24 protein-coding genes are annotated in these 21820 nt (G+C 41.4%); 5 read left to right on the top strand and 19 right to left on the bottom strand.

Annotation, left to right across the window (positions count from 1 at the left end; all coding sequences use genetic code 11):
* Nucleotides 1-141 precede the first annotated feature (141 nt).
* From ACYQ03_RS00185 to ACYQ03_RS00200, 4 genes are read right to left on the bottom strand one after another with little or no spacing between them, the layout of a single operon-like run.
* A complete protein-coding gene (locus tag ACYQ03_RS00185; RefSeq protein WP_459906729.1) occupies nucleotides 142-471 on the bottom strand; it encodes a ferredoxin family protein in 330 nt (109 codons plus the stop codon).
* Nucleotides 471-1766 carry an FAD-dependent oxidoreductase gene (locus ACYQ03_RS00190; protein ID WP_459906731.1) on the bottom strand — a complete coding sequence of 432 codons (1296 nt, stop codon included), beginning with the start codon at nucleotides 1764-1766 and terminating at the stop codon, nucleotides 471-473. The genes ACYQ03_RS00185 and ACYQ03_RS00190 overlap by 1 nt, the downstream gene beginning before the upstream one ends.
* The gene (locus ACYQ03_RS00195) at nucleotides 1759-3090 is read right to left on the bottom strand and encodes an FAD-binding protein (RefSeq protein WP_459906733.1); all 1332 of its coding nucleotides are present in this window, start codon (nucleotides 3088-3090) and stop codon (nucleotides 1759-1761) included. Before ACYQ03_RS00195 ends, ACYQ03_RS00190 begins: the two co-directional genes overlap by 8 nt.
* 22 nt (nucleotides 3091-3112) lie before the next feature.
* Nucleotides 3113-3910, bottom strand: a complete 798-nt coding sequence (locus tag ACYQ03_RS00200; protein WP_459906735.1) for an electron transfer flavoprotein subunit beta/FixA family protein — start codon at nucleotides 3908-3910, stop codon at nucleotides 3113-3115.
* A 349-nt stretch (nucleotides 3911-4259) separates the two neighbouring features.
* Between ACYQ03_RS00200 and ACYQ03_RS00205 the strand changes: the two genes are divergently transcribed.
* Entirely contained in the window at nucleotides 4260-5177 is a 918-nt protein-coding gene (locus tag ACYQ03_RS00205) for a selenium metabolism-associated LysR family transcriptional regulator (protein ID WP_459906737.1), read from the top strand.
* Between the two features lie 45 nt (nucleotides 5178-5222).
* Here the strand turns inward: ACYQ03_RS00205 and ACYQ03_RS00210 are convergent, their stop codons facing one another.
* The 5 genes from ACYQ03_RS00210 to ACYQ03_RS00230 form a co-directional block, all read right to left on the bottom strand.
* Nucleotides 5223-6272, bottom strand: a complete 1050-nt coding sequence (locus ACYQ03_RS00210; RefSeq protein ID WP_459906739.1) for a YeiH family protein — start codon at nucleotides 6270-6272, stop codon at nucleotides 5223-5225.
* A gap of 198 nt (nucleotides 6273-6470) precedes the next feature.
* Nucleotides 6471-6860: a hypothetical protein gene (locus tag ACYQ03_RS00215; protein ID WP_459906741.1), complete on the bottom strand. Its 390-nt coding sequence runs from the start codon at nucleotides 6858-6860 to the stop codon at nucleotides 6471-6473.
* A gap of 163 nt (nucleotides 6861-7023) precedes the next feature.
* Nucleotides 7024-7491, bottom strand: a complete 468-nt coding sequence (locus tag ACYQ03_RS00220; RefSeq protein ID WP_459906743.1) for a DUF2680 domain-containing protein — start codon at nucleotides 7489-7491, stop codon at nucleotides 7024-7026.
* 100 nt (nucleotides 7492-7591) lie between these two features.
* Entirely contained in the window at nucleotides 7592-8998 is a 1407-nt protein-coding gene (locus ACYQ03_RS00225; RefSeq protein ID WP_459906745.1) for a HAMP domain-containing sensor histidine kinase, read from the bottom strand.
* Nucleotides 8995-9690 (bottom strand): response regulator transcription factor, encoded by a 696-nt coding sequence (locus ACYQ03_RS00230; protein WP_459906747.1) that lies wholly within the window; start codon nucleotides 9688-9690, stop codon nucleotides 8995-8997. Before ACYQ03_RS00230 ends, ACYQ03_RS00225 begins: the two co-directional genes overlap by 4 nt.
* A gap of 198 nt (nucleotides 9691-9888) precedes the next feature.
* Here ACYQ03_RS00230 and ACYQ03_RS00235 point away from each other — a divergent pair, with 198 nt between their 5' ends.
* From ACYQ03_RS00235 to ACYQ03_RS00245, 3 genes are read left to right on the top strand one after another with little or no spacing between them, the layout of a single operon-like run.
* On the top strand, nucleotides 9889-10509 hold the full coding sequence (locus ACYQ03_RS00235; protein ID WP_459906749.1) for a TetR/AcrR family transcriptional regulator: 621 nt from the start codon (nucleotides 9889-9891) through the stop codon (nucleotides 10507-10509).
* Nucleotides 10496-11272, top strand: a complete 777-nt coding sequence (locus tag ACYQ03_RS00240) for an ABC transporter ATP-binding protein (RefSeq protein ID WP_459906751.1) — start codon at nucleotides 10496-10498, stop codon at nucleotides 11270-11272. The genes ACYQ03_RS00235 and ACYQ03_RS00240 overlap by 14 nt, the downstream gene beginning before the upstream one ends.
* A complete protein-coding gene (locus ACYQ03_RS00245; protein ID WP_459906753.1) occupies nucleotides 11256-12014 on the top strand; it encodes an ABC transporter permease in 759 nt (252 codons plus the stop codon). The genes ACYQ03_RS00240 and ACYQ03_RS00245 overlap by 17 nt, the downstream gene beginning before the upstream one ends.
* A gap of 69 nt (nucleotides 12015-12083) precedes the next feature.
* On the opposite strand, the gene ACYQ03_RS00250 is transcribed toward ACYQ03_RS00245, so the two are convergent.
* Nucleotides 12084-12986 (bottom strand): 1,4-dihydroxy-2-naphthoate polyprenyltransferase, encoded by a 903-nt coding sequence (locus ACYQ03_RS00250; RefSeq protein WP_459906755.1) that lies wholly within the window; start codon nucleotides 12984-12986, stop codon nucleotides 12084-12086.
* Nucleotides 12987-13200: 214 nt separating this feature from the next.
* On the opposite strand from ACYQ03_RS00250, the gene ACYQ03_RS00255 reads away from it, so the two are divergent.
* Nucleotides 13201-14160 (top strand): ABC transporter substrate-binding protein, encoded by a 960-nt coding sequence (locus tag ACYQ03_RS00255; protein ID WP_459906757.1) that lies wholly within the window; start codon nucleotides 13201-13203, stop codon nucleotides 14158-14160.
* Between the two features lie 31 nt (nucleotides 14161-14191).
* Here ACYQ03_RS00255 and ACYQ03_RS00260 read toward each other — a convergent pair whose 3' ends face one another.
* The 9 genes from ACYQ03_RS00260 to ACYQ03_RS00300 all read right to left on the bottom strand — a co-directional run bounded on the left by ACYQ03_RS00260 (nucleotide 14192) and on the right by ACYQ03_RS00300 (nucleotide 21813).
* Complete coding sequence (locus ACYQ03_RS00260) at nucleotides 14192-15301, bottom strand: FUSC family protein (RefSeq protein WP_459906759.1); 1110 nt, start codon at nucleotides 15299-15301, stop codon at nucleotides 14192-14194.
* 109 nt (nucleotides 15302-15410) lie between these two features.
* Nucleotides 15411-16082: an ABC transporter ATP-binding protein gene (locus ACYQ03_RS00265; RefSeq protein ID WP_459906761.1), complete on the bottom strand. Its 672-nt coding sequence runs from the start codon at nucleotides 16080-16082 to the stop codon at nucleotides 15411-15413.
* 4 nt (nucleotides 16083-16086) lie between these two features.
* Nucleotides 16087-16761, bottom strand: coding sequence for a molybdate ABC transporter permease subunit (gene modB, locus ACYQ03_RS00270; RefSeq protein ID WP_459906762.1), 675 nt, complete (start codon nucleotides 16759-16761; stop codon nucleotides 16087-16089).
* A 12-nt stretch (nucleotides 16762-16773) separates the two neighbouring features.
* Nucleotides 16774-17571 (bottom strand): molybdate ABC transporter substrate-binding protein, encoded by a 798-nt coding sequence (gene modA / locus ACYQ03_RS00275; protein WP_459906763.1) that lies wholly within the window; start codon nucleotides 17569-17571, stop codon nucleotides 16774-16776.
* Nucleotides 17572-17662: 91 nt separating this feature from the next.
* Nucleotides 17663-18469 carry a beta/alpha barrel domain-containing protein gene (locus tag ACYQ03_RS00280; protein WP_459906765.1) on the bottom strand — a complete coding sequence of 269 codons (807 nt, stop codon included), beginning with the start codon at nucleotides 18467-18469 and terminating at the stop codon, nucleotides 17663-17665.
* A 25-nt stretch (nucleotides 18470-18494) separates the two neighbouring features.
* Nucleotides 18495-19124, bottom strand: a complete 630-nt coding sequence (locus tag ACYQ03_RS00285; RefSeq protein ID WP_459906766.1) for a Fe-only nitrogenase accessory AnfO family protein — start codon at nucleotides 19122-19124, stop codon at nucleotides 18495-18497.
* A gap of 36 nt (nucleotides 19125-19160) precedes the next feature.
* On the bottom strand, nucleotides 19161-19469 hold the full coding sequence (locus ACYQ03_RS00290) for a 2Fe-2S ferredoxin (protein WP_459906767.1): 309 nt from the start codon (nucleotides 19467-19469) through the stop codon (nucleotides 19161-19163).
* A gap of 37 nt (nucleotides 19470-19506) precedes the next feature.
* A complete protein-coding gene (nifB, locus tag ACYQ03_RS00295) occupies nucleotides 19507-20400 on the bottom strand; it encodes a nitrogenase cofactor biosynthesis protein NifB (RefSeq protein WP_459907084.1) in 894 nt (297 codons plus the stop codon).
* Nucleotides 20401-20439: 39 nt separating this feature from the next.
* Complete coding sequence (locus tag ACYQ03_RS00300) at nucleotides 20440-21813, bottom strand: nitrogenase component 1 (protein ID WP_459906769.1); 1374 nt, start codon at nucleotides 21811-21813, stop codon at nucleotides 20440-20442.
* Between the last annotated feature and the right edge of the window lie 7 nt (nucleotides 21814-21820).

Consider the following 21820-nt stretch of genomic DNA (forward strand, 5'->3'; position numbering starts at 1 on the left):
ACACTGAAATTCAGTAGGGAAATGAAAAGTCCGATAGGTTTAGGGTTTAGCCTTCAGCCCTCCGCCTTCAGCCTTCAGCTTTTTTGCATGTTTTTCCTATGGGTTAGCTGATGGCTGACGGCTAATGGCTGACAACTGAGATTAGGCTAATCTAAACTGAACTCCATGTCCTCCCCGGGGATAGCGCCACTCGATATTATTGTGGGGACAGGCGATGCGGCAGGCACCGCATTCTAGGCAGCCTTCATAGCCCACAGCAATACGACCATCCCTCCATTCATAGACTCTGGCGGGGCAAAATACGGTACAATTCTTTTCTGAACATTTCTCTGCACAGATGGATTGATCTTTAATTACCAGGTGTGATTGTTGGTCAGGTTTCCAGCGGTTTAGATATAATTTATCATCAATGTTAACTTCCTTATCCAGGTACTTCAAACCTTCCTTTGGCTCACTTATTTGCTCCCTCATTATTTCACCGCCCTCCAAGCTTGATATATATCTTTACCCATAGAGTACATGGATCTGCCGCTTAATAGTCTCCGTGCAATAAGCTTCTGTTTGTCCCTTTTACTGGTACCATCCACAGTTAGCATTTCACGTAGGGCCATATTTGCTGCTGGTATATACTGGTTGAAATATTGGGGCCTGTTCTCAAACAATTCCGAGGTATCCTTATATTTTTTCAAATCTGATATTACAAAACTATCTCTTAATTTTTCTTGATAATGAGATAAAGCCCGTTCATTAAATTCACCAATTTCATGGGCTCTAATTATTGCCTCTGCAGCCAATCTGCCTGAGGTCATGGCTAAATTGCTACCTTCCCGATGGATACTATTGACCAACTGAGCCGCGTCCCCCACTACAACAACTCCGTCACCCACCATTTTCGGAATGGCCTTATAGCCTCCTTCAGGAATTAAATGAGCATAGTACTCCACAGGTTCGCCATTCCGAATGAGTGGCCGAACCATTGGGTGATTTTTTAAATTCTCCAGTAGGTCATAGGGTCGGATCTGCCTTTCCCGCACTTGAGAAAGCAGTGCCCCCACACCAAAAGAGATATGTTCCTTGTTGGTATAAATAAAGGATGTCCCAACCATACCCAAGGTACCACTGCCAAAAATTTCAATGGTGGTTCCCATTCCCGGTTCTAGGTTAAATCGTTCTTCAATAACCTGGGAAGGCAGTTTTAATACCTCCATCACTACTAAAGCCACCTGCTGGGGTTGCCATTCTCTATGAAAACCCAGTTCCTGAGCCAACAGTGAGTTTACTCCGTCGGCCAGTACCACAACATTGGCATAAAGGTCCCCGTCAGGGCGAGTGGTCCTAACCCCTACCACCTTCCCATTCTCTACAATGCAGGATTCCACAGTGGTTTCATTAATAATGATGGCACCAGCTTCGGTGCACTTACGGGCAAACCATTGGTCAAACTGACCCCGAAATACTGTAAAGCAGTTATAGGGTTCCTGGGCCCAGGACTGACCTTTATAACTAGTGGTCACCACTGAATCTTCATCCATAAGCCAAAACCTTTGTTCAACCACTGGCCGCTGTAAGGGGGCTTCTTTCCAGAATTCTGGTATTAATTCCTCCATCATAGCACGGTAAAGAACACCGCCCATCACATTTTTTGCTCCTGGGTAGTCACCCCTCTCAATTACTACAACAGCTAAACCTGCTTTAGCCAATTTATAGGCTGCGGCGAGGCCCGCAACCCCGGCACCCACAACAATAGCATCAAATTTTTCAGGCACAGCGAGTCCCCCCTTTGCCCGGCGTGACATCATTAGATTTTTTGTCTTTAAATAATTCCTTTAATGGTTCTATTAACGAAGGTACTATTTGGGTGGCATCCCCAACTATTCCATAGGTACATTCCTTAAATATTGGAGCATCCGGATCAGTGTTGATGGCAATAATGATATCTGAACCACGAATTCCCACAATATGTTGAATAGCACCCGAAATCCCTAAAGCAAAATAAATTTTGGGTGCTACGGTTACTCCAGTTTGACCCACCTGATATTTAGGTTCAATCCAACCTGCCTCCACAGCAGCCCTGGACCCTCCTACTTTGCCACCAATGGCTTCAGCCAAGCTAAAGCAGGTTTTACGGAAATTTTCCTTATCCCCTAACCCACGACCACCAGCAACAATAATTTCTGCTTCCTGAAGGTTAATCTTGTCCCCTTGATCCTTGACAATCTCTAAGACCTTAGTAAGCATATCCGCTTCGTTTAAGGTTATTTCTGGTTTGATTAGTATACCTTGCCGCCCTGTCACCGGGTCGGCCATCTTCATAACCTTAGGACGAACCGTTGCCATTTGGGGACGATGATTTTTAGAAACAATGGTAGCCATAATATTCCCACCAAAGGCAGGTCGAGTGGCTAACAGCAAGCGTTTTTCTAGATCAATATCCAGCACCGTGCAATCGGCTGTTAATCCAGTAGCCAGTTCGGTAGCCACTGCTCCAGCTAAATCCCGCCCAGTAGTGGTGGCACCCATTAAAATAATTTCCGGTAAATACTGCTGAACTAATTTGACAAAAACCTGCATATAAGTTTCAGCACGATAATAATGAAGTGAAGGATTATCTAAAAGGTAAACCTTATCTGCTCCATACTCATATAATTTTGCTTCCAACCCACTTATTTTATAGCCAAGTATGACACCAGAAAGTTCTACCCCTAGTTTATCTGACAATCTCCTCCCAGCCCCTAATAATTCTAAAGAAACTGGTGCAATCTCACCTTCCCTTTGCTCAATAAACACCCAAACACCCTTATATTTAGCCAAATCCCCAGTTAGTTGGGCCGCCACTTGGGAATCCTGGTTTTCCAGAGGGCTTGCTTCTGCAGGCGTGTTTTGAGTTCCTAATTCTTTAGAGGTATCCACTTGTTTGGTGGCCAGTTCTAGGGCAGCAACTGGGCAAACCCCTACACATTCACTACATTCTGCACACTTATCCTCAATAACTTGACAAACTCCATCTTCATTTATAAAAAGGGCCTCATGGGGACAAGATGCTATGCATGCCTGGCAACCCATACAGGCAGGTGTTACTTTGACAGCCATGTGAACCACCCCTTATAGTTTTTCAAACTACTTTTTGAGATAATTTTTGAATTAAAATATCAACTACATTCTTGTCAGAACCTTTGAGTATTTCCCCTTGACCCCTTTGTGACGGGGCAAATATTTTGGCAACCGAGGTAGGAGAACCCTTAAGCCCCATCTGAGTAAGATCTGCATTAAGATCTGATGCTCCTAAGATAATTGGCTGGTAACGAGCTGCCTTTAACAAATTTGGTAGACTTTCATATCTTAACTCATTAATTTCTTTCTCCACTGTAATTAAACAGGGTAGTTTTGACTTAACCACTTCATAACCATCATCTAGTTTACGATGGACAGTTATCTCTTTCTCATCAATGTCCCCTACTTCAATATCCTGCACATAGGTAAGTTGTGGTATGCCCATCCTTCTGGCAATGCCTGGACCAACCTGGGCAGTATCTCCATCAATGGCTTGTTTCCCACAAAAAATCAAATCAATTGGTTCTCGACGGCTAATCTCTTCAACACCCTTGGCCAAAATATAGCTGGTGGCCAAGGTATCTGAACCGGCAAAGGCCCGATCACTTAAGAGATAGCCTTCATCGGCCCCTAACATGATACATCTTTTAATAACCTCTACGGCAGCAGGAGGCCCCATGGAAAGAACGGTAACTTTTCCTCCAAAACGTTCTTTAATCCTAACAGCCTCTTCCACTGCATGGCTATCATAGGGGTTGATAATGGCTGGTGCACTGGATCTGTCTAAGGTATTTGTCTCGGGATCAATGCGAACCTCTGTCGTATCAGGAACTTGCTTTACACACACCAGAATATGCAAATCAATCACCTCTCTTGATGTATTGAATAATTTTTTTAAATATTATGAATTAGGTATTTAAAAACAATATTTTTTAAACTTTATCAAAGGTTGAACTGTTTAACTGTTAGATTTATCACACTTTCGATAATTTACGACATTTTTTGACTGACTTTATTACAATTAAATATTGATATAAAATCATTATGGGCAAAAATAGTCAATTATTTCCTAAAGCAGTCAATTATTATTCTTGCCAGATTCTCAAGAAACATTGCTTTAATTTTTCTTGTATAAGAATAATTGGCATTTTTTGACTGCGAAGTGGGGAAACTTGACTATGAAAAAATTATCATAAAATGGAGGCACTATGGGTTTATATCAATTCCAGGTCTTTAAAATGGTAGCTGACAAGAATAGTTTTTCTGGGGCAGCACAGGCACTATTCATTTCCCAACCAGCTGTTAGTATGCATATTCGATCATTGGAAGATCATTTCAAAACAAAGTTATTTGAGCGCACCAGCCAACAAATTACCATTACCCATTCTGGTCTTATTCTTTATGGATATGTTGATAAAATTCTAACCCTTATTGATCAGGCTGAAAAAGACATCGCAAATTTTACAGGCCACATCCAAGGACCCCTATCGGTGGGAGCTAGTTTTACTGTAGGAGAATATGTAATACCAAAAATTCTTGGTATCTTTAATAAGGAACATCCACAGGTTAAAGCAAGACTATTGGTTACCAATACTGAGCATATAGTAACCATGGTTTTAAAACATGAATTGGACTTAGGCTTGGTTGAACACGGTGTAGATGCCCAAGAATTAATTGTCACCCCCTTTATGCAGGACGAGCTTATCGTTGTCTTTTCGCCAGGTCACCCGCTGGCTAACCGAAAGATTATCTCTATAGAAGAGCTTATTGGCCTTCCTCTGGTTTTGAGGGAATTGGGATCGGGAACAAGAAAAATAGCTGAAGAACGCTTAGAAGAGATGGGAGTTAATCTAACTGCTTTAAATGTGGTTATGGAATTGGGTAGCACTGAAGCTGTTAAAGAAGCTGTGGAGGCTGGCTTTGGTACCACCGTCCTTTCCAAATGGGCCGTACAAAAGGAACTAAGATTGGGTACACTGGTACCAGTTAAGGTTAAAGATATGCCTTTACATAGGGAGTTTTATCTAATTCATCACAAGGATAAATTTAAACCCCCGGTGGTTGAGGAATTTATTGATTTTCTTTTTGACTACCGACGCAAATACTCCGATACCTTAATGCCATAAAAAAGACAAGGGTCCTTTGCGTGACGCAAAGGACCCTTGCCTTTTTTATATACCCAGGGTAAAAACTAAGGTAATACTAAACACTGCCATAATTAGAGAGGCAACTAAACCGACCACAAAGGGCTTAATTCCTACGGTCTTCATATCACTAAAGCTAGTTAACAAGCCAACACCTGCCATAGCCGTAACAATTAAAAATTTAGAAAGGGTCTGGGCATTACTTAAAAAGCTTGTCCACATTTGACTATTCAGCCAAATAGTGTCACCGAAGGTACGTAAGCCTGCCATAGCTAGAAAACCCACTACAAACCAAGGGAAAATTCTAAAATAGTTTACCTTTTGACCTTGGCTACCGGCGACATTTCTTTGTTTCCTGGTATAGATTACACCCAAGATCAAAACAATGGGAGCTAATAAAACGGTACGGGTTAATTTAACCACTGTAGCAATTTGCCCAGCGGGATCACTGTAGGCAAAACCAGCGGCCACCACCTGTGCTGTTTCGTGAACGGCAACCCCTGCCCAGGTACCGAACTGCATGTCTGTAAGCATAAGTGCTTTACCAATTAAAGGGTATAAAAATATTGCCAATACTCCAAAAATTGTAATGGTAGCAACAGAAAAGGTAACTTCCTCATCCTTTGCATCGATGGCTGGAGATGCTGCTACGATCGCTGTACTACCGCAAATGGCTGTTCCGATACCGATCAGTGTAGCTAGTTTATCTGGTAAACCCATTTTTCTACCAAAGAGATAGGTTATAGTAATGGCAAAGGTTACACAGATGACAATAATAATTAAAGCCTTTGATCCGGTAGTAACTACTGTAATAAAACTTAATCCGAGTCCTAGCAAGAAAATAGCTGCTTTAAGAACCTTTTTCATGGCAAAATTTATGCCTGGTTCAAAAACCTTATTAACACCCAGGGTATTTTTGACTAACATTCCCAGGAGGATAGCAATAATTACTCCACTAATGGGTTTTTGACCTCCGATGACAATGCTCTTGTGAATAAACTCTGATGTGTAGGCAATGATAAATGCTAGGATCATTCCTGGAACAATACTATTTCTTATGCTTATATCCTGCTTCATAAGATCAAACCCCTTCTGCCAATTTTTCTGCGTCGTTTATAGTTAAATTCTAATGTGCTCAGTAATTAAAGTAAAATACTTATAAATTATGAGACTCATAACCATTCCCTTATGACAGAAATTTAATTATATTCAGAACTCATTGAATTCTATTCTAAACAAACAAAAAAAGCAGGTGGTTAATCCACCCGCTCCTTACTAATTTGCATATTCACTTATTAATTCAGCACCCCAAATTGACGCCATTAAAGTCTTAGCAGTTTCATTATCTGGCTCAGCCTTTAAAATCTGCTCTAAAAACTCTAGGGCCTGCTTTGTCTGGTTGCTTTTTATAGCGTTATTTATTACTTCGCTGAGATATAGTTGTTGTTTAAAATAGGATAATTCCTGATATTTTTGAAGCCAAGTAGCTAACTGAACACTTACATTGTCGGCTAATTCAAATCTACTGCCGGACTGCAAACCAAAGAAAATACTTAAGGCAACAATTATTAACCAGAAATAACCCAGTGACTGGTTACTAAAGAGAAGCTCGGTTACCACTACTAGTCCTAAAAACCAGCAAAAGGTATATAACAATCGTTTCACTCTGCCGCCCCCTTGTGAAAACCCTTTCTTTCATTATAGATAATAATAAGTTATTCATCAATAACCAATTATAACCACCTATCGTTAGAGTTGACAGGGAGCTAAGGGGACGGATACTGCTTATTCAAAAAGCCGTGGAGTCCCCCACGGCTTTTTTGATAAATTATCTATTTTGGCCGTTACCGGCACCCATGCCTCCACCAAATCCACCGCCGTTACGCATACCTGCTCCAGCTCCTTGCCCTTGACCAAGACCAAAACCTACACCATATTTTCTGCCTATTTTGCCATTGCCACTGCCATCACAAGTAGCCTGATTGTTTTTAATATTATTGTATATTTCATCTGCTTGTTCCTGGGTTAATTGACCATCCTCTACTCTTTGATCAAGTACTACTTTCTTCTGTTCCAGACTTTGTGCTTTAAATTCTTCAAGGACTCCGGCTTCCTTAGCAATGGTACCATAGGTGTTGCCACCAGAACGTTCCTGATTTACATCTGCGATTGATTTTCCTGTCAATTGGGCTACAATTTCAGCTGGTGCCATTGCTGTAGCTGCAAAGGCAGCACCTGTAACTCCCAATATACTGGCCATTGATACAACTACTACTAGTTTCTTTAAACTTTTCATCCGTCACACGCTCCTTTTTTATATTTGGTACTCCTTATGTTTTTATTATAAGAAGCAGTTGTGATAGAAGTATGATAGAAAACTAAAAGAAGGGTGAAACTTAATTAAATGTTTTTTTGAGCTCAAACCAGAAGGTTGTGCCAACTTCCCTTTGGCTATTCACACCATAAGCAACCTGGTGAACATCTAGGATGCTTTTGACAATGGCAAGCCCCAACCCTGTTCCCAGTATTCTTTTATCTCTTGTTTTTTCCGCTTTGTAGAACCTCTGCCAAATGTGACTAAGCTGTTCCTCTGGTATACCGCTGCCTGTATCCGATACCTCAACTTTTACGGTCTCCGGCAAGTCATGCACTGAGACCGTAATGATGCCACCTCTAGGTGTATGGTTAAATCCATTAATTATTAGGTTAAACATGACCTGCTCAATTCTCGCTTCATCTGCTTCCACAAATCCATCACTAGAACCCCGCAGTACAATTTGTACACCGGTTTCCTGACTTAGCACCTCATAGCGGCTAACCACGACTTCAAGGGTCTTCCATATTAAGAAGGAGCTTTTATTAAGGGTGACATAGCCGGACTGGAGCTGGGAAAGATTTAAAATATCGTCCACTATTTTGCTCAGACGCTCTGTCTCTTCAATAATTATACCAAGCTGCTTTTCTCTTTTTTCTGGCACGTCCCCGCTGACATCCCGTATGGTTTCCGCATACCCTCTAATCAGGCTTAGGGGAGTTCGCAGTTCATGGGATACATTGGCAATCAAATCCTTTCTCAGCTGTTCTACCTTAGCAAGCTGTTTTCCAAGATAATTAATTGTTTCTGCCAATTGGCCAATTTCATCCTTGTTTCTATCTGTTATCCTGGGAGAAAAATCCCCAGCCGCCATTTGCTCCGACACTCGCTTGATTTCTAATATCGGCCGGGTAAAAGTTTTCGAGATGATAAAGGATATAATAATTGCAGCAATGAGTAGTATAAAAGTAATAATAATTAACTGTTTCTTTAAGATTAGGGCTGTATCCTCCACCGGTGCTAAAGGCATGTTGATCAAAAGTACTCCCATTATTTGTCCAGAGTATTTGACAGGAAAGCCCAGCAGCATAAACTTGTTCCCGAAACGAGGGTGAGTCAAGGGAACAGTAAGTTCCTTACCAGTCAGAGCTTCCTGAAAAGCATAAATCCTAGCATTATTTTGCAACATTGCCATGGGGCCATTGGTTGTCGAACCAGTTAAGTAGACAGCTTTTCCCGCGGAATCCAGCAAATCAATACTCAGGTTATTACGAAAGGCAAAAGCGTCCAGCTTATTTTTAAATTCACTTGTCATGCCACCTTGATCAAGCATTTTGACGAGTGAAACACCTTCCTCTTTTATTGCAGATATTCTCATATTGTTATAAAAGCTTTCAAGAAATACAATTTGAAAAAACCATAGGAGTAATAAGACTACTATTACCATCGCCATCATGCCAGCCCAAAGTTTTATGCCAATACTTTTCATCTTTTGACTCCTACTTCAAATTTATAGCCTATCCCCCATACTGTTACGATGAATTTACGATAGGGACCCAGACTTTCCCTGAGCATTTTGACATGTGTATCTACAGTTCGGTTGTCCCCTGTAAAATCATAACCCCAGATCGAATTTAGAAGTTGTTCTCTAGAAAACACCTGGTTAGGATTGTGCACAAAGTAGTTCAGTAATTCGTATTCTTTAGGCGTAAGACTAATTTGCTTTTCATCAACATAAACATTTCTCGAGTTGAATTCTATAACTAAACCTTCATGGTTAATACTTTCACCCCTAAAATTTTTAGGACCAGCTAACGAACTTCTTCTAATAATTGCCTTGATGCGGGCAAGGAGTTCTTTCGGACTAAAAGGTTTTACAATATAATCATCCACACCTAACTCAAAGCCAAAGAGTTTATCATACTCCTCCCCTCTGGCTGTCAACATAATAACAGGAACGTGAGATATCCTCCTGATTTCTCTGCACAGGCTCCAACCATCCATTTTAGGCATCATCACATCGACAATAATCAGTGAGTATTCCTGTTGTTTAAAAAGCTCTAAAGCCTCAATACCATCTGAGGCTTCATCAATATCATATCCCTCTAAAATTGTATATTCCCGAATCATTTCCCTAATTCGTTCTTCATCATCTACAATAAGAATTCTTGACTTTTCCATACCTCCACACCTTCTTTGTGAAGTTTTGCCTATAATTATAGACTTAAATTGTGATAAAAGTATAAAAACTAGACTCTTATTTTTAAAGTATATTTTGGAGTATTCATAAAGTTTGTTGACTCGCATGAAAAACCCTCATAAAATAGAAGCTGTAAAATGAATAATCATTCATTTTATAGCTTCGTGAGGTGATTCTAAATGGCCTACCGGCAAACGAATAAAATAACAGAAAAATTACAGTTCAAAAAAAAAGAAATACTAAAGGCCGCCCGAGAAGTTTTTGCAGAAAATAGTTACCAAGGAACATCCATTAAAGCCATAGCCAAAAAAGCGAAGATTGCCACCGGGACCTTTTATCTGTATTTTACCAATAAAGAAGCCCTTATTAATATGATTGTTGAAGAAATGTTTCATGAGCTCCTGGATTATATCAAGAAAGAACGGGCATGTTTTACAGACAGTTTTGATAAACTGCAGGCTTCCATGGAAGCCTGTATTAAACTTTTCGTTAAAGAAAAGAACATGGCCAAAATTCTCCTTGTCCAAGTCCCCGGAGTTAACAATGCCTTTAATGTTAAGCTCATTGAAATCGAAAATGAACTAATCAAATTAACCAAAGAAGACCTGGATGAATTAAAAAACCAGGGCAGAATACCAGCTGAGGATACCTTTGTGGCTGCCCTAGCCTTTGTCGGAAGCTTCCGCCAGGTGATTATCAACTGGTTAAGGGAAGGAAAACCAGAGAACTTAGAGGAATCCTTTGCAACATTAATGGAATACAATTTGAGGGGAATGGGGAAACCGGATGCCAACAGTTGATTATCTTTCAATAAAATCTCTAAGTGTCAATTACCTACAAAGGGGAAAGACAGTCACTGCGCTGAACTCGGTTGATCTAGCACTTTCCCATGGTAAAACAGGCGTTATCATCGGACCCTCAGGTTGTGGTAAAAGTACACTTTTTAACGTATTAGCAGGTCTAAATACCCAATATTCAGGCAAGGTGCTGATTGATGATAAGATACCCCGTGGCGGAGGGGAAACAGCCCTAATCTTACAGGATTACGGGTTACTTCCTTGGAAAACGGTCTGGGACAATGTTACTTTAGGGTTACAACTAAGAAAAAAAATACCTCAGGAAATCCAAACCCAAACAGAAACAATGTTGGACAAACTGGGTCTTTTACCACTGGCCAAAAGATACCCAGCCCAACTAAGTGGCGGTCAAAGACAACGTGTGGCCATAGCTAGGGCTTTAGTTTTGGAACCAAAGCTGCTGCTCATGGACGAGCCCTTCTCATCTTTGGATGCCCTGACCCGGGAAGAAATCCAAGATTTTCTTTTGGAAATCTGGCAGGAAACTCAGTTGACCATTTTATTAATCACCCACAACATTGAGGAAGCGGTCTTTCTTGGCCAAAGAATCTTTGTTATGTCACCGGGTCCAGGACAAATCATACAGGTAGTAGAAAACGAAATGGCCGGAGACTACGACCTGCGGGGCAAGGTCCCCTTTTTAGAAAAGTGTAACTTCTTGCGTTCATTTTTGCACAGGAGGGAAAAGTATGCGGCAGGCGTTTAAAATTACAGAAAAGACATTTCCTTTTCTCTCCTCATTGGTCATACTATTGCTACTGTGGTGGCTACTTGCGATAGGCTTAAAAAGCCCAGCAGTTCCATTACCACTGGATGCTTTACAAAGCTTTTTTGAAAGTGTCCGGGGTGACCTCCTAACACATTTAGGGATGAGCCTTTATCGGGTGCTCTTGAGCCTAATTTTGGCCACAATATTGGCTGTACCACTGGGAATTTTCCTAGGAAAGAATCCGAAAATTGATACCAAAATGGCGCCAATGCTTTACTTAACCTACCCTATTCCCAAGGTTGTCTTTATGCCTATTTTCTTAATTATTTTGGGAATCGGTGATAGTTCAAAAATTCTTTTGATTACTCTAATTACCTTTTACCAAATTTTAGTGACCACTCGGGATGCAGCTAAAAATATGGAGAAGGAATATATCTTTTCCTTGAAGTCTCTTGGTGCCAGCTCTTGGGACCTCTACCGCCACGTTTATCTGCCTGGTTGCCTGCCAGCAATTCTAACCTCCCTAAGGCTGGGCTTAGGTACCGCCATGGCAGTACTCTTTTTAGCTGAAACCTACGCTACTCAAACAGGCATTGGCTTTTTTATTATGGACTCCCTAAGCCGGATGAATTATGAAGAAATGTTTGCAGGTATTATTGCCATGGGCTTAATGGGATTTATACTTTACTTAATATTGGACATAGCGGAAAAAAAATTATGTTCCTGGATTCACCTATAGCATACGCAACACATGACTGTATTTGACAAAAAACGCCTGAATCAACTGATTCAGGCTGCTTATTATTACTTAGATTTTTCCCACTAGGTAACCGAAAGAAAACAAAATGCTGAAAATTAAACCCAAGCGGGCGGTACCAGCTAGAGTTGCATTGAGGGGCCGCCCCTGCTTTGTACGGATGTCCTGGATCAGCGGCAGCACAAAGGGCAAGGATAACCAAGAACAAAGGACCCAGGCCCCAGCGAGACCCTGCAACCACATGATTAGAGGCACGGCATAGGAAGCAGCCACGAGCAGATAATACTCCCACTGGGTACCCTTTGGACCCAGGCGAACTGCCATAGTTCTTTTGCCTGTCTTTTTATCCGTAGATAAATCCCGCAAGTTATTAACTACCAAAATTGCTGTGATTAAAAATCCCACTGGTAGGGACGCCCACCATGCCGCAGGACTGACAGTTCCGGCCTGAACATAGTAAGTACCACAGACCGCCACCGGGCCAAAGAAAATAAAAACAAATATTTCACCCAATCCATTATAACCCAGCGGAAAAGGACCTCCGGTATAGGCAATGGCCGAGATGATAGCAGCAATCCCCAGAGCAAGTATCACCCAACCACCTACCCAGGTGAGATAAAGTCCTAGGGCAAAGGCAAAGGCAAATACTAGCCACATCCCCCCCATAACCTGTTGGGGTGTTAAGAGGCCAGCCTGAGTAACCCGTAGAGGGCCAGTTCTCTCCTTGGTATCAACACCCTTTTTGAAATCAAATACGTCATTGGCTAGGTTGGAACCGATCTGCAGCAGCAGTGACACCAGTAGAGCCGCTAGGGCTGGAAAAAAATCAAAAACCCGATCACCAACTGCCAGGGAAGCACCTACTATGACTGGCCCCATGGCCGCAGGCAAGGTTTTAGGACGTATGGCCAGCATCCAAATTTGAAAACCACTTAGATTTTCTGATTGTGACATGTAAAACAATCCCCTTAAAAACCGTATTGATCAATATAGTTTAATGAAATTCGTTTTTTTATGACATTTTCCTTCTCCTAATAAAAAATGACTAAATTTGTTACCCTTGGGACAAAGCTATTGACTTTCTAAAAAGGAAATTTTAAGATAGGATCAATAAATGAATCGGTGTTCATTTTTTAAAAATTTAGTTGTTGGATAGGAGGTTCTAAAGGTGGCATTGGGAAAGAAGTTTAAAACAATGTTTTTACTGCTACTGACTATCGCTTTATTGTCAGGCTGCACACAGGAAAAGAAAACGCCTCAAAAAGCAGAACCAGAGCAATTAAAAATTGGCGTTTTACCCGTTGAGGACATTATGCCGATGCTGGTGGCGGAGAAGAACGGTTATTTTACTGAAGAAAATCTTCAGGTGGAATTAGTTCGCTTTCAAAGTGCTATGGAGCAGGGTAACGCCATGCAATCAGGTCAACTGAATGGCATGAATACAGACATGATCGTGGCCACCATGATGAAAGATTCCGGGTTGGATCTGAAGATGACATCTTTCACCCTTGGAGCAAGCCCCCAAGAGGGGAAATTCGCTATCGTTGCAGCACCAGGGTCTAATATTCAGACACTACAAGATCTAAAAGGTAAAAGCTTGGGTATTTCGTATAATTCCATTATTGAGTATGTTTCCGATGGACTGCTAAAGGATGCCGGTATTGAGCCCTCTGAAGTCAAGAAGGTTTCTGTGCCTAAAATCCCCCTGCGCATGGAAATGCTCTTTAGTAGTCAAATTGCTGCCATTACAGTACCTGACCCTATGGTAACCTTTGCTGAGTTTAAAGGTGCAAAGGTGATTGCCCAGGATACCACCCACAATCTTTCCCAGGCAGTAGTAATTTTTAACCAGAAAACTCTTGATAACAAGAAAGGCGCCGTGGCAGGCTTCTACCGAGCCTATGCCAAAGCAGTTAATGATCTAAACAATCACCCGGAACAATATAAGCAATTACTGGTAGAGAATGTGAACATCCCTGAACCAATTGCTAAGGATTACAGCCTTCAGCACTACCCATTGCCCCAAGTCCCGACCGAGAAAGACGTTAACAACATTCTTCAGTGGATGAAACAGAAAGATTTATTGAAAAATAATTTACAATATACAGATTTAGTTCAAAAAATTTAAGGATTTTTTCACGAAGAAGGCTGCCACCATTCTAGGACGCAGCCTTTCTTTGCTCCACAAAGACCTTCTCTTCGGGCAACGTAAATTCCTTAATACTCCGCGTGGCCCATTTGATATCATTAGCTATCACAGTAACATACATAAAGGCATGTAAAAAAGCTGCTCCGGTCATTCTGGTATGCCATTTGTCGATAAAGATGCTCAGTTCTTCCCAAAATTCATCACTAATGGGTATGGGTTTTGGTTCTTGTCCTTCAATAACATAGAGATAGAGATCATGATTTAATCTTTTAAAAGAACCAATCCCTCTTTCTAACATTTTTAAAACCAGGGTAAATTCACTAGAAATAGGAGGATCGCCCCTTTCTGCCCGCCATTGAAGTCTTTGCTGAATTGCACTATATATTTCCTGGCTTTTATAAAACAGTTTAACATTCAAATCCAGATATTTTTCCCAACGTTCTTCAACTTCCAAGGGCACCATATTTAAATAACGGTTTTGTTCTCTATGCAGTTCAAATAAATTCCTTGTGGTTCTTAGCAAATCTTTAATTTCATCTCTTCTAATTTTAAACTCCTCATTATCCATTGGTTGTAGTGTAATAAAACCCCTCATTAGTTGTTCAAAAAAGCTCGCTGTTTGTTTATTAAAATTACCTAAGTGGGTTAATAAACTATCCTTATATCGAGGTTGTGGTAACAGGTTATTTACAACGAGTGCTGCCCCTAGCCCAACAAATATCACATAGGAGCGCGTAAGGGCGTGGTTAAAAAAGTCATGCTGAGGTGCACCTAAGACAAATATCCCGGCCACAATACCCATGGACAGCCCTTGTTTCATGTTGAGCTTTACATTGGTGGTAATAATGAGAATGGTAGCCAATCCCATAATGATCGGATTACTGCCCAGTAGATACCCACAAATAACTGCAATAATTACTGAAATAATGTGGATGAAAACTTGATCCAAGGCATTTCGAAAGGATCGATAGATGGAAGGTTGAATATTCATAACCGCTGATACAGCGGCAAAAATACTCGGTTCCAGTTTCAACAGGGAGCAAATATATAAAGCTAAGGCAACTGCTAGGCCAGTCTTTAGTATTCTTGCGCCAAAGGGACGCCCTTTACAGATTTTCATCTAATTCACCTTCTTAATTATGAAAATACAAAAAGGTACTGAAAATTTTCAGCACCTTTGCTAAACTTGTATTCCGTTTTTTAAAGCATAACACTTTACGTTTCTATTATCAACTAATACGTCGATGAATACAATATTTCTGAGGTAGGGCTTTACCTTTTTCTATAACTATCAGCTGGTCACCTAAATACTCTGCTTCTTCTTCATCATGTGTTACTAATATAAAAGGAATCTGCCAACTCTGATGTAGATTTTTTAGTTCTTCCCTTAGGCAAAGCCTAGTATTCTTATCCAAAGCACTAAAGGGTTCATCTAATAACAGCAACTTTGGACGGATGGCCAATGCCCTAGCCAAAGCCACCCTTTGTTTTTCACCGCCAGATAACTGCCGAGGGTAACGATTTACTAAATGACCTACACCAAAGGACTCTAATAACTCCATAGGATTTAAATATGTGTCTGCTGCTGCTCGCCGGCTTTTTAAGCCGTAATAGACATTTTCTTTAACAGTCAGATGAGGAAAAAGGGCATAATCTTGAAATAGGTAACCAATGTCCCTGTGCCGAGTTGGCACATTGATATTCTGTTCTGCTGAAAATAATACCTTGTCATTAACTTTAATACTGCCTGACGATGGCTTCAATAATCCCGCCAAGCATTGTAAGATTGTTGTTTTCCCTGAACCAGAAGGACCTAAGAGCACCACTATTTCATTATCCGCCTTTAGTATTAGCTCAAGATTAAAATGCCATAACTTCTTGACCAAATTAACTTCTAACAAGTGCTCACCCCCTATCGACCTGCCTCCTAGACCAACGGTTAACCCAAAAAATGACCAGGAAACTAAAAACTGTAACAATAGCCACTAGGGTTCTGGCAGTAGTGTTGTCACCTGCATCCACAGCAAAGAAAATAGCCACTGGAATGGTTTGGGTCTGACCGGGTATATTACCTGCCACCATTAAGGTAGCACCAAATTCCCCTAACGCCCTAGCAAAGGCTAACACTAACCCAGCTAATAAACCCGGCCAGGCCAGGGGCAGACTGATGGTAAAGAAAATCCTCAGTTCACTAGCTCCTAAGGTTCTTGCTGCCTTCTCAAAGCTTACATCTACACTTTTAAATGCTGCCTTAGCACTCTGATACATCAAGGGGAAGGATACCACAGTGGCCGCCATTACCACCGCCCACCAGGTAAAAATAATAGTTATCCCCACTTGGTCCAAGAGTTTCCCCAATATACCGTTTTTGCCTATCAGTATTAACAAACCATACCCAATCACCGAGGGGGGCAACACTAAGGGCAAGGTTATGCATGACTCCAACAAATCCTTGCCAGCAAAGTCCCCTCTGGCCATGATTCTGGCTAAGGGCACCCCCAGGCAGGTAACAATAATTAAAGCAATCACTGCTGTGCGTAGCGAGAGGATAACCGGTGACCAATCATAAAGTTCAAACATAAGCTCCCCTCTTTATTTATTTCTTATTTTAAACCCGTATTTTTTAAATATATCAGCTGCCTCACCACTGGCCAAAAAATCTACATAGTCTTCAACTGTCTTTTGTTGCTGTGTTCTTTTGATAATAGCCATTGGATATACAATGGGTTTGTGAGTTGCAGTCGGGGCAGTAGTAATGATTTTACTTCCTTTAGCAATCAATGCGTCCGAGCGATAAACCAGCCCGGCATCAACATTGCCCGTTTCCACATAATTTAATACTTGGCGGACATCCTTGGCCAAAACCAGTTTAGGTTCAAGTTTATCCCATAAATCAAGGGAGATTAAGGTTTCCTGCGCATATTTTCCCGCTGGCACAGACTCAGGAGTACCAATACTGACCTTACCAACCTTCGGCCCGGTCAGGTCTGTAAAACTATTGATTGAACTGTCTTTGCCAGCAATTAGTACCAATTCATTTTCCAAGAGATTTAGCCTTGAATTTTCAATGATTAGACCTTTCTCAGACAGGATATCCATTTGCTTTTCACCTGCGGATAAAAAAAGGTCAACTGGAGCACCTTCTTCAATTTGCTTTTGCAAAGTACCGGATGCCCCATAGTTATAAGTAATCTTTACTTCAGGATGCTGTTTACTGTATAACATTTTTAATTCTTCAGATGCATCTCTTAAACTGGTCGCTGCCGAAACAATTAGCTTAATCTGCTCTCCCCTAGCTTGGCTTCTTTCTTTAGTTGGCTCCTTGCCACAGCCTGTTAGACTCCCAACTGTAACCAATAGGATACTAAATAAAATTAACATTTTCTTCATTTATTTTCCCCCTACAATGTAGAACCATTACTTGGGGCAAAAGCATCGCTTGCAAAGTTATTTATAGGTATTATATTTGTCCTATTTGAATTTAATTACAATTAGCGGCTAATGTAACATACCTAATTAATTCCTGTAATTTTTTTTTATTAGCATTTATTTTAAAGCCCTTAGCTTTCTGCAATACCTTTAATATTTCTTCATAAGATGTATTGCCAGCCCTCTCTCCCAACCCCAAAATTGTAGTGCTTAGGTATTTGGCTCCGGCTAATTGGGCCGCGAGAGCATTGGCTGTGGCCATGCCAAAATCGTTATGGGCATGCATTTCTACCTCTATTCCTGTTTCCCGAATAATCCGGGCAACTTTTTCCCTGGTGGTGAAGGGATCCAGTACGCCTAGGGTATCGGCAAAACGTAGGCGAATGGCTCCTTCTTTCCTGGCCACTCTAGCAAAGGAAAGAAGAAAATCCATATCTGCCCTGGAAGCATCCTCCGCACCAACGGATATGGTGCAGCCGGATGCTCTGGCAAAATAAACAACCCTTATTAAATTATCTAGTACCCAATCCCGGTCCCTGTTAAACTTATATTTGATCTGAATATCCGAAACTGGGGTAGAAATATGCAGGTTTTGTGCTCCACATTCCAGTGATGCCTTAACATCTTTTAGAGTAGCCCGGTTCCAGGTAGTCACTCTGGCCCTTAAGTTTTTTGATAAAATCTGATAAATAGCATCCTTTTCCAACTTGCCCATAATCGGAATTCCCGCCTCAATCTCATAAACTCCTACCCGATCCAGTAAATAGGCGATGTGGACCTTTTCTTCTACAGTGAAGGCTATTCCAGGTGACTGTTCTCCGTCTCTCAAGGTCGTATCTACAAAGCATACCTGTTCCATCCAAGCCACTCCCCTTGGCAAGAGTTTACAACGTACAACTCTTTTTCATAATTGCTATCTTTACCTCGTTTTGACCAATTACCTCCGTCCTTCTTTCCAACTGGTTCAGCAAAATCTCATTTTCCAACCAGGGAGGAACATGGTTACATATGATTTCCAGGGAGTAGTACTTCCCCTGACGCATAAAAGGCAATAATACCTGTTTTGAAGTAACACCCAAGTTATTTTCTTGAATTTCTTTGATGGAAATACGGTAGCAGCCACTGAAAAACTCTACCGGAGTAGGTAAGCTAATGCTATTCTGTACGCTGGGTTTTCTTTGCTCTTCTTCCTCTTTGTCCAGTATATAATCTAGAAAGTCCAAAGGATTACCCTCAAACTCCCAGATGCTGCAGCCATATTTTTCTAAGGTAAAGTAGGGAATACCCGTTACCTTACGTCCCACGAATGTTTTACAAGTACCAAGAAAATCAATCAGTTCAGCCATCATTTCACGTAAAGCTTTGATGTCAAAGTTATCTCCCATAGAAAAAGTTTTTTCCCTGACTTTCTGCCAGAGGTTCTGATTTCTTTGATAGACAATAACTTTACTATTTTGATAAAGATCCGTGATCTGTCCGTTATAACCTATACATACCGCTATTTGCTTAGCCATGGGAATTCCCCCCTTTATTCAGGAGCTAGTTAATGTTTATAATGCCAAACGTTTTATTACATTTCCCCCTTCAATGTGTCCATCCATTATCTCTTCCACATCATCCGGGCTAACACCGCCATACCAAACATTGTCTGGATAGACCACTACGATGGGCCCCTTTTCACACAAGCTGAAACAGCCTGTATTCGATACAAATACTTCTGAACCTAAATCCCTCTCTCTGATTTCTTCCATAAAATTCTCTACAATTTCCACAGCAGCCTTGCTATTGCAAAATCCCTTAGGCTGACCGTTCACCCGGGAGCTAGTACAGACAAAAATATGATATTTGGGTTTAAGCATTAGATCCATCCCTTCTTTTAATATTATCTTTAACTAGTCAAAACTGTAGGGCATAAAATTCTTGGGATCGATCCTCGTTCAACATGCCAATGGCATCAGCCCTGCACTGCTTGCAGTGGCGCATTTGCTTCAGGTCAATTTGACAGATGTCTCTCATTTGATTCAGCTCTTTGATATCTGTAGCAGGAAGATTTGCAAAGGCACTGCCCGCTGTAGGGATCAGAGGCATAATGTTAGTCATAAATGCCCCCAGTTGTTTTACTCTCTTTACCACATCCGGAATCTCCTGATCATTGATGCCTTTGATCATTACCGTATTCACTTTTACTAAAACTCCTTGCCCAGCTAGATATTGGATACCTGTTTGCTGATTTTCCTTTAATATGCTTGCTCCCTCTATGCCTGTATATTTTTTCCCTTGGTAATAGACGTGGCTATATATTTTAGCTCCAGTGGCCGGAGTAAGGGTATTCATGGTGACGGTTACATGTTTGATTCCCAACTCAACAATTTCCGGGCCATAATGAGGCAGCATCAAACCATTGGTAGACAAACAAAAGATCATCTCAGGGTTGGCTTGCTTAATTCTTTCAATAGCCTCCCGAGTCTTATCCCAGTTGGCTAGGGCATCCCCCGGGCCTGCTATACCCACTACACTGAGGTTGGGTATTTTTTCTTTGACAATGATAAATTTTTGTTCTGCGGATGTCGGTGTTAATATCTGGCTAGTTACACCCGGTCGGCTTTCATTTACACAATCATACTTACGGTTGCAATAGTTGCAGCCTATGTTGCACTGGGGTGCCACAGGCAGGTGCATCCGAGCATACTTATGATGAGCTTCCACAGAATAACAGGGATGCCTATGGGTTTGTTCCATAAGATTGGTTGGTTGATCACTATTTAATTTCTGATTGCCTGAACATAACATGCTGCTCACCACAACTTTCTCTTAAATTTCCTGACTTTCTTACTCCTCTTTATAGAACATTTGAACCATCGTTTTCCGGTAATGTTTATGTTTGTATTCCAGCAGAGTATTGGTAATCCGATCTAGGAATTGGGTGGTCCCTGCGTAGCCCACTGAGAGCAGTCGCTGCCCACCGGTCCGATCGTGAATGGGGAAACCATACCGAACCAAAGGAATGCCCTCCCTTTCAGTCAGAAACCGTCCATCTGAGGAACCAATGGCAATATTCGCCTTGCCCCTGCTTTTCTCACGAATGGTTGTAAAATCCGTTTCCGCTAGCACCGTACACCGTATCGGGGAATTGGCCAGCAACTTCTCTAATAACTGTATCAATTTAGGGTTCTTGCTTCCGGTGGCCACTACTACCGGGTAAATGCCATTTTCCAGGCAGATTTTGACAACTCCGTAGATATTTTCTGGTTCACCGAAGATAACACTGCGCCCAAGGGCATTATATTTGTGAGAATCAATCATACAATCCAGCAGTCTTCCCCTTTCTTGTTCCAAAGAAGTAGGCAGAGCAGTATCTGATAACTTTTGCAAAACATCCATAAATAAATCAGTATTTTCAACGCCCATAGGCAGGGGTAAGTTATAAAGGGCTACACCAAATTCCGTTTCTAAATACTTACCTGGAGACATACCCTCCTCTACAGTAAATCCCAATTGAATGGTGGCTAAGGCCCCGCCCATAGACTCAATAGCACTTAACCTAGTACCTCCTTCAGCCATTTTGCTGTAAGGCCTCTGATATGGTCGATCCATGATATCAGAGAAGTCTGGCAACAGAGTGTAGTCCATCTGAAACAAATTAAGAATACGCTTGATCTCCCGGATATCCGCCGGACTAATATTGGGTACGATAACATTGACTTTGCTATGTTTTTCGGTTTTACGGGCTAGTTGAGACACAATTCTTTTTAGAGTAAACCAGTAGCCCTCCGCGTGAGTGCCACCGTACCCTGGACTATTAACCGTTACTATGGGTAAATCACGATATCCCTTTTCTTTTAGATACTCCTGGCTGATCCTATCGATATCTTCGCCAATGGTTTCAGCTAGGCAGGTGGTTAGGATACCAATCAGCCCCGGCTGATAGGCTTTGATAATATTGTCTAGGCCCTGTTTTAAATTCTTTTCCCCTCCGTAAATAGTGCCTTTCTCATTTAAGGAGGAAGAGGCCACATCAACAGGTTCATTAAAGTGCTCGGCCATATGCCTTCTCATGTAAGTGGCACAACCTTGGGAGCCATGGATAATTACCATACTCTCCTCCAAACCTTTAAAAGCTAGGATACCTCCCATGGGCATACACATGTTACATGGGTTTTCATTGACATCGCGGTAGTTTGTTAAATTTTTAGCTCTTTGCACAGACCTC

It is taken from the genome of Desulfotomaculum defluvii, from assembly GCF_054657375.1.

Coding starts and splice junctions, on each gene's coding strand:
- ACYQ03_RS00185 (WP_459906729.1), bottom strand. CDS start 471: ATGAGGGAGCAAATAAGTGAGCCAAAGGAAGGTTTGAAGTACCTGGAT.
- ACYQ03_RS00195 (WP_459906733.1), bottom strand. CDS start 3,090: ATGGCTGTCAAAGTAACACCTGCCTGTATGGGTTGCCAGGCATGCATA.
- ACYQ03_RS00205 (WP_459906737.1), top strand. CDS start 4,260: ATGGGTTTATATCAATTCCAGGTCTTTAAAATGGTAGCTGACAAGAAT.
- ACYQ03_RS00210 (WP_459906739.1), bottom strand. CDS start 6,272: ATGAAGCAGGATATAAGCATAAGAAATAGTATTGTTCCAGGAATGATC.
- ACYQ03_RS00220 (WP_459906743.1), bottom strand. CDS start 7,491: ATGAAAAGTTTAAAGAAACTAGTAGTAGTTGTATCAATGGCCAGTATA.
- ACYQ03_RS00225 (WP_459906745.1), bottom strand. CDS start 8,998: ATGAAAAGTATTGGCATAAAACTTTGGGCTGGCATGATGGCGATGGTA.
- ACYQ03_RS00230 (WP_459906747.1), bottom strand. CDS start 9,690: ATGGAAAAGTCAAGAATTCTTATTGTAGATGATGAAGAACGAATTAGG.
- ACYQ03_RS00235 (WP_459906749.1), top strand. CDS start 9,889: ATGGCCTACCGGCAAACGAATAAAATAACAGAAAAATTACAGTTCAAA.
- ACYQ03_RS00240 (WP_459906751.1), top strand. CDS start 10,496: ATGCCAACAGTTGATTATCTTTCAATAAAATCTCTAAGTGTCAATTAC.
- ACYQ03_RS00245 (WP_459906753.1), top strand. CDS start 11,256: ATGCGGCAGGCGTTTAAAATTACAGAAAAGACATTTCCTTTTCTCTCC.
- ACYQ03_RS00250 (WP_459906755.1), bottom strand. CDS start 12,986: ATGTCACAATCAGAAAATCTAAGTGGTTTTCAAATTTGGATGCTGGCC.
- ACYQ03_RS00260 (WP_459906759.1), bottom strand. CDS start 15,301: ATGAAAATCTGTAAAGGGCGTCCCTTTGGCGCAAGAATACTAAAGACT.
- modB (WP_459906762.1), bottom strand. CDS start 16,761: ATGTTTGAACTTTATGATTGGTCACCGGTTATCCTCTCGCTACGCACA.
- modA (WP_459906763.1), bottom strand. CDS start 17,571: ATGAAGAAAATGTTAATTTTATTTAGTATCCTATTGGTTACAGTTGGG.
- ACYQ03_RS00280 (WP_459906765.1), bottom strand. CDS start 18,469: ATGGAACAGGTATGCTTTGTAGATACGACCTTGAGAGACGGAGAACAG.
- ACYQ03_RS00285 (WP_459906766.1), bottom strand. CDS start 19,124: ATGGCTAAGCAAATAGCGGTATGTATAGGTTATAACGGACAGATCACG.
- ACYQ03_RS00290 (WP_459906767.1), bottom strand. CDS start 19,469: ATGCTTAAACCCAAATATCATATTTTTGTCTGTACTAGCTCCCGGGTG.
- nifB (WP_459907084.1), bottom strand. CDS start 20,400: ATGTTATGTTCAGGCAATCAGAAATTAAATAGTGATCAACCAACCAAT.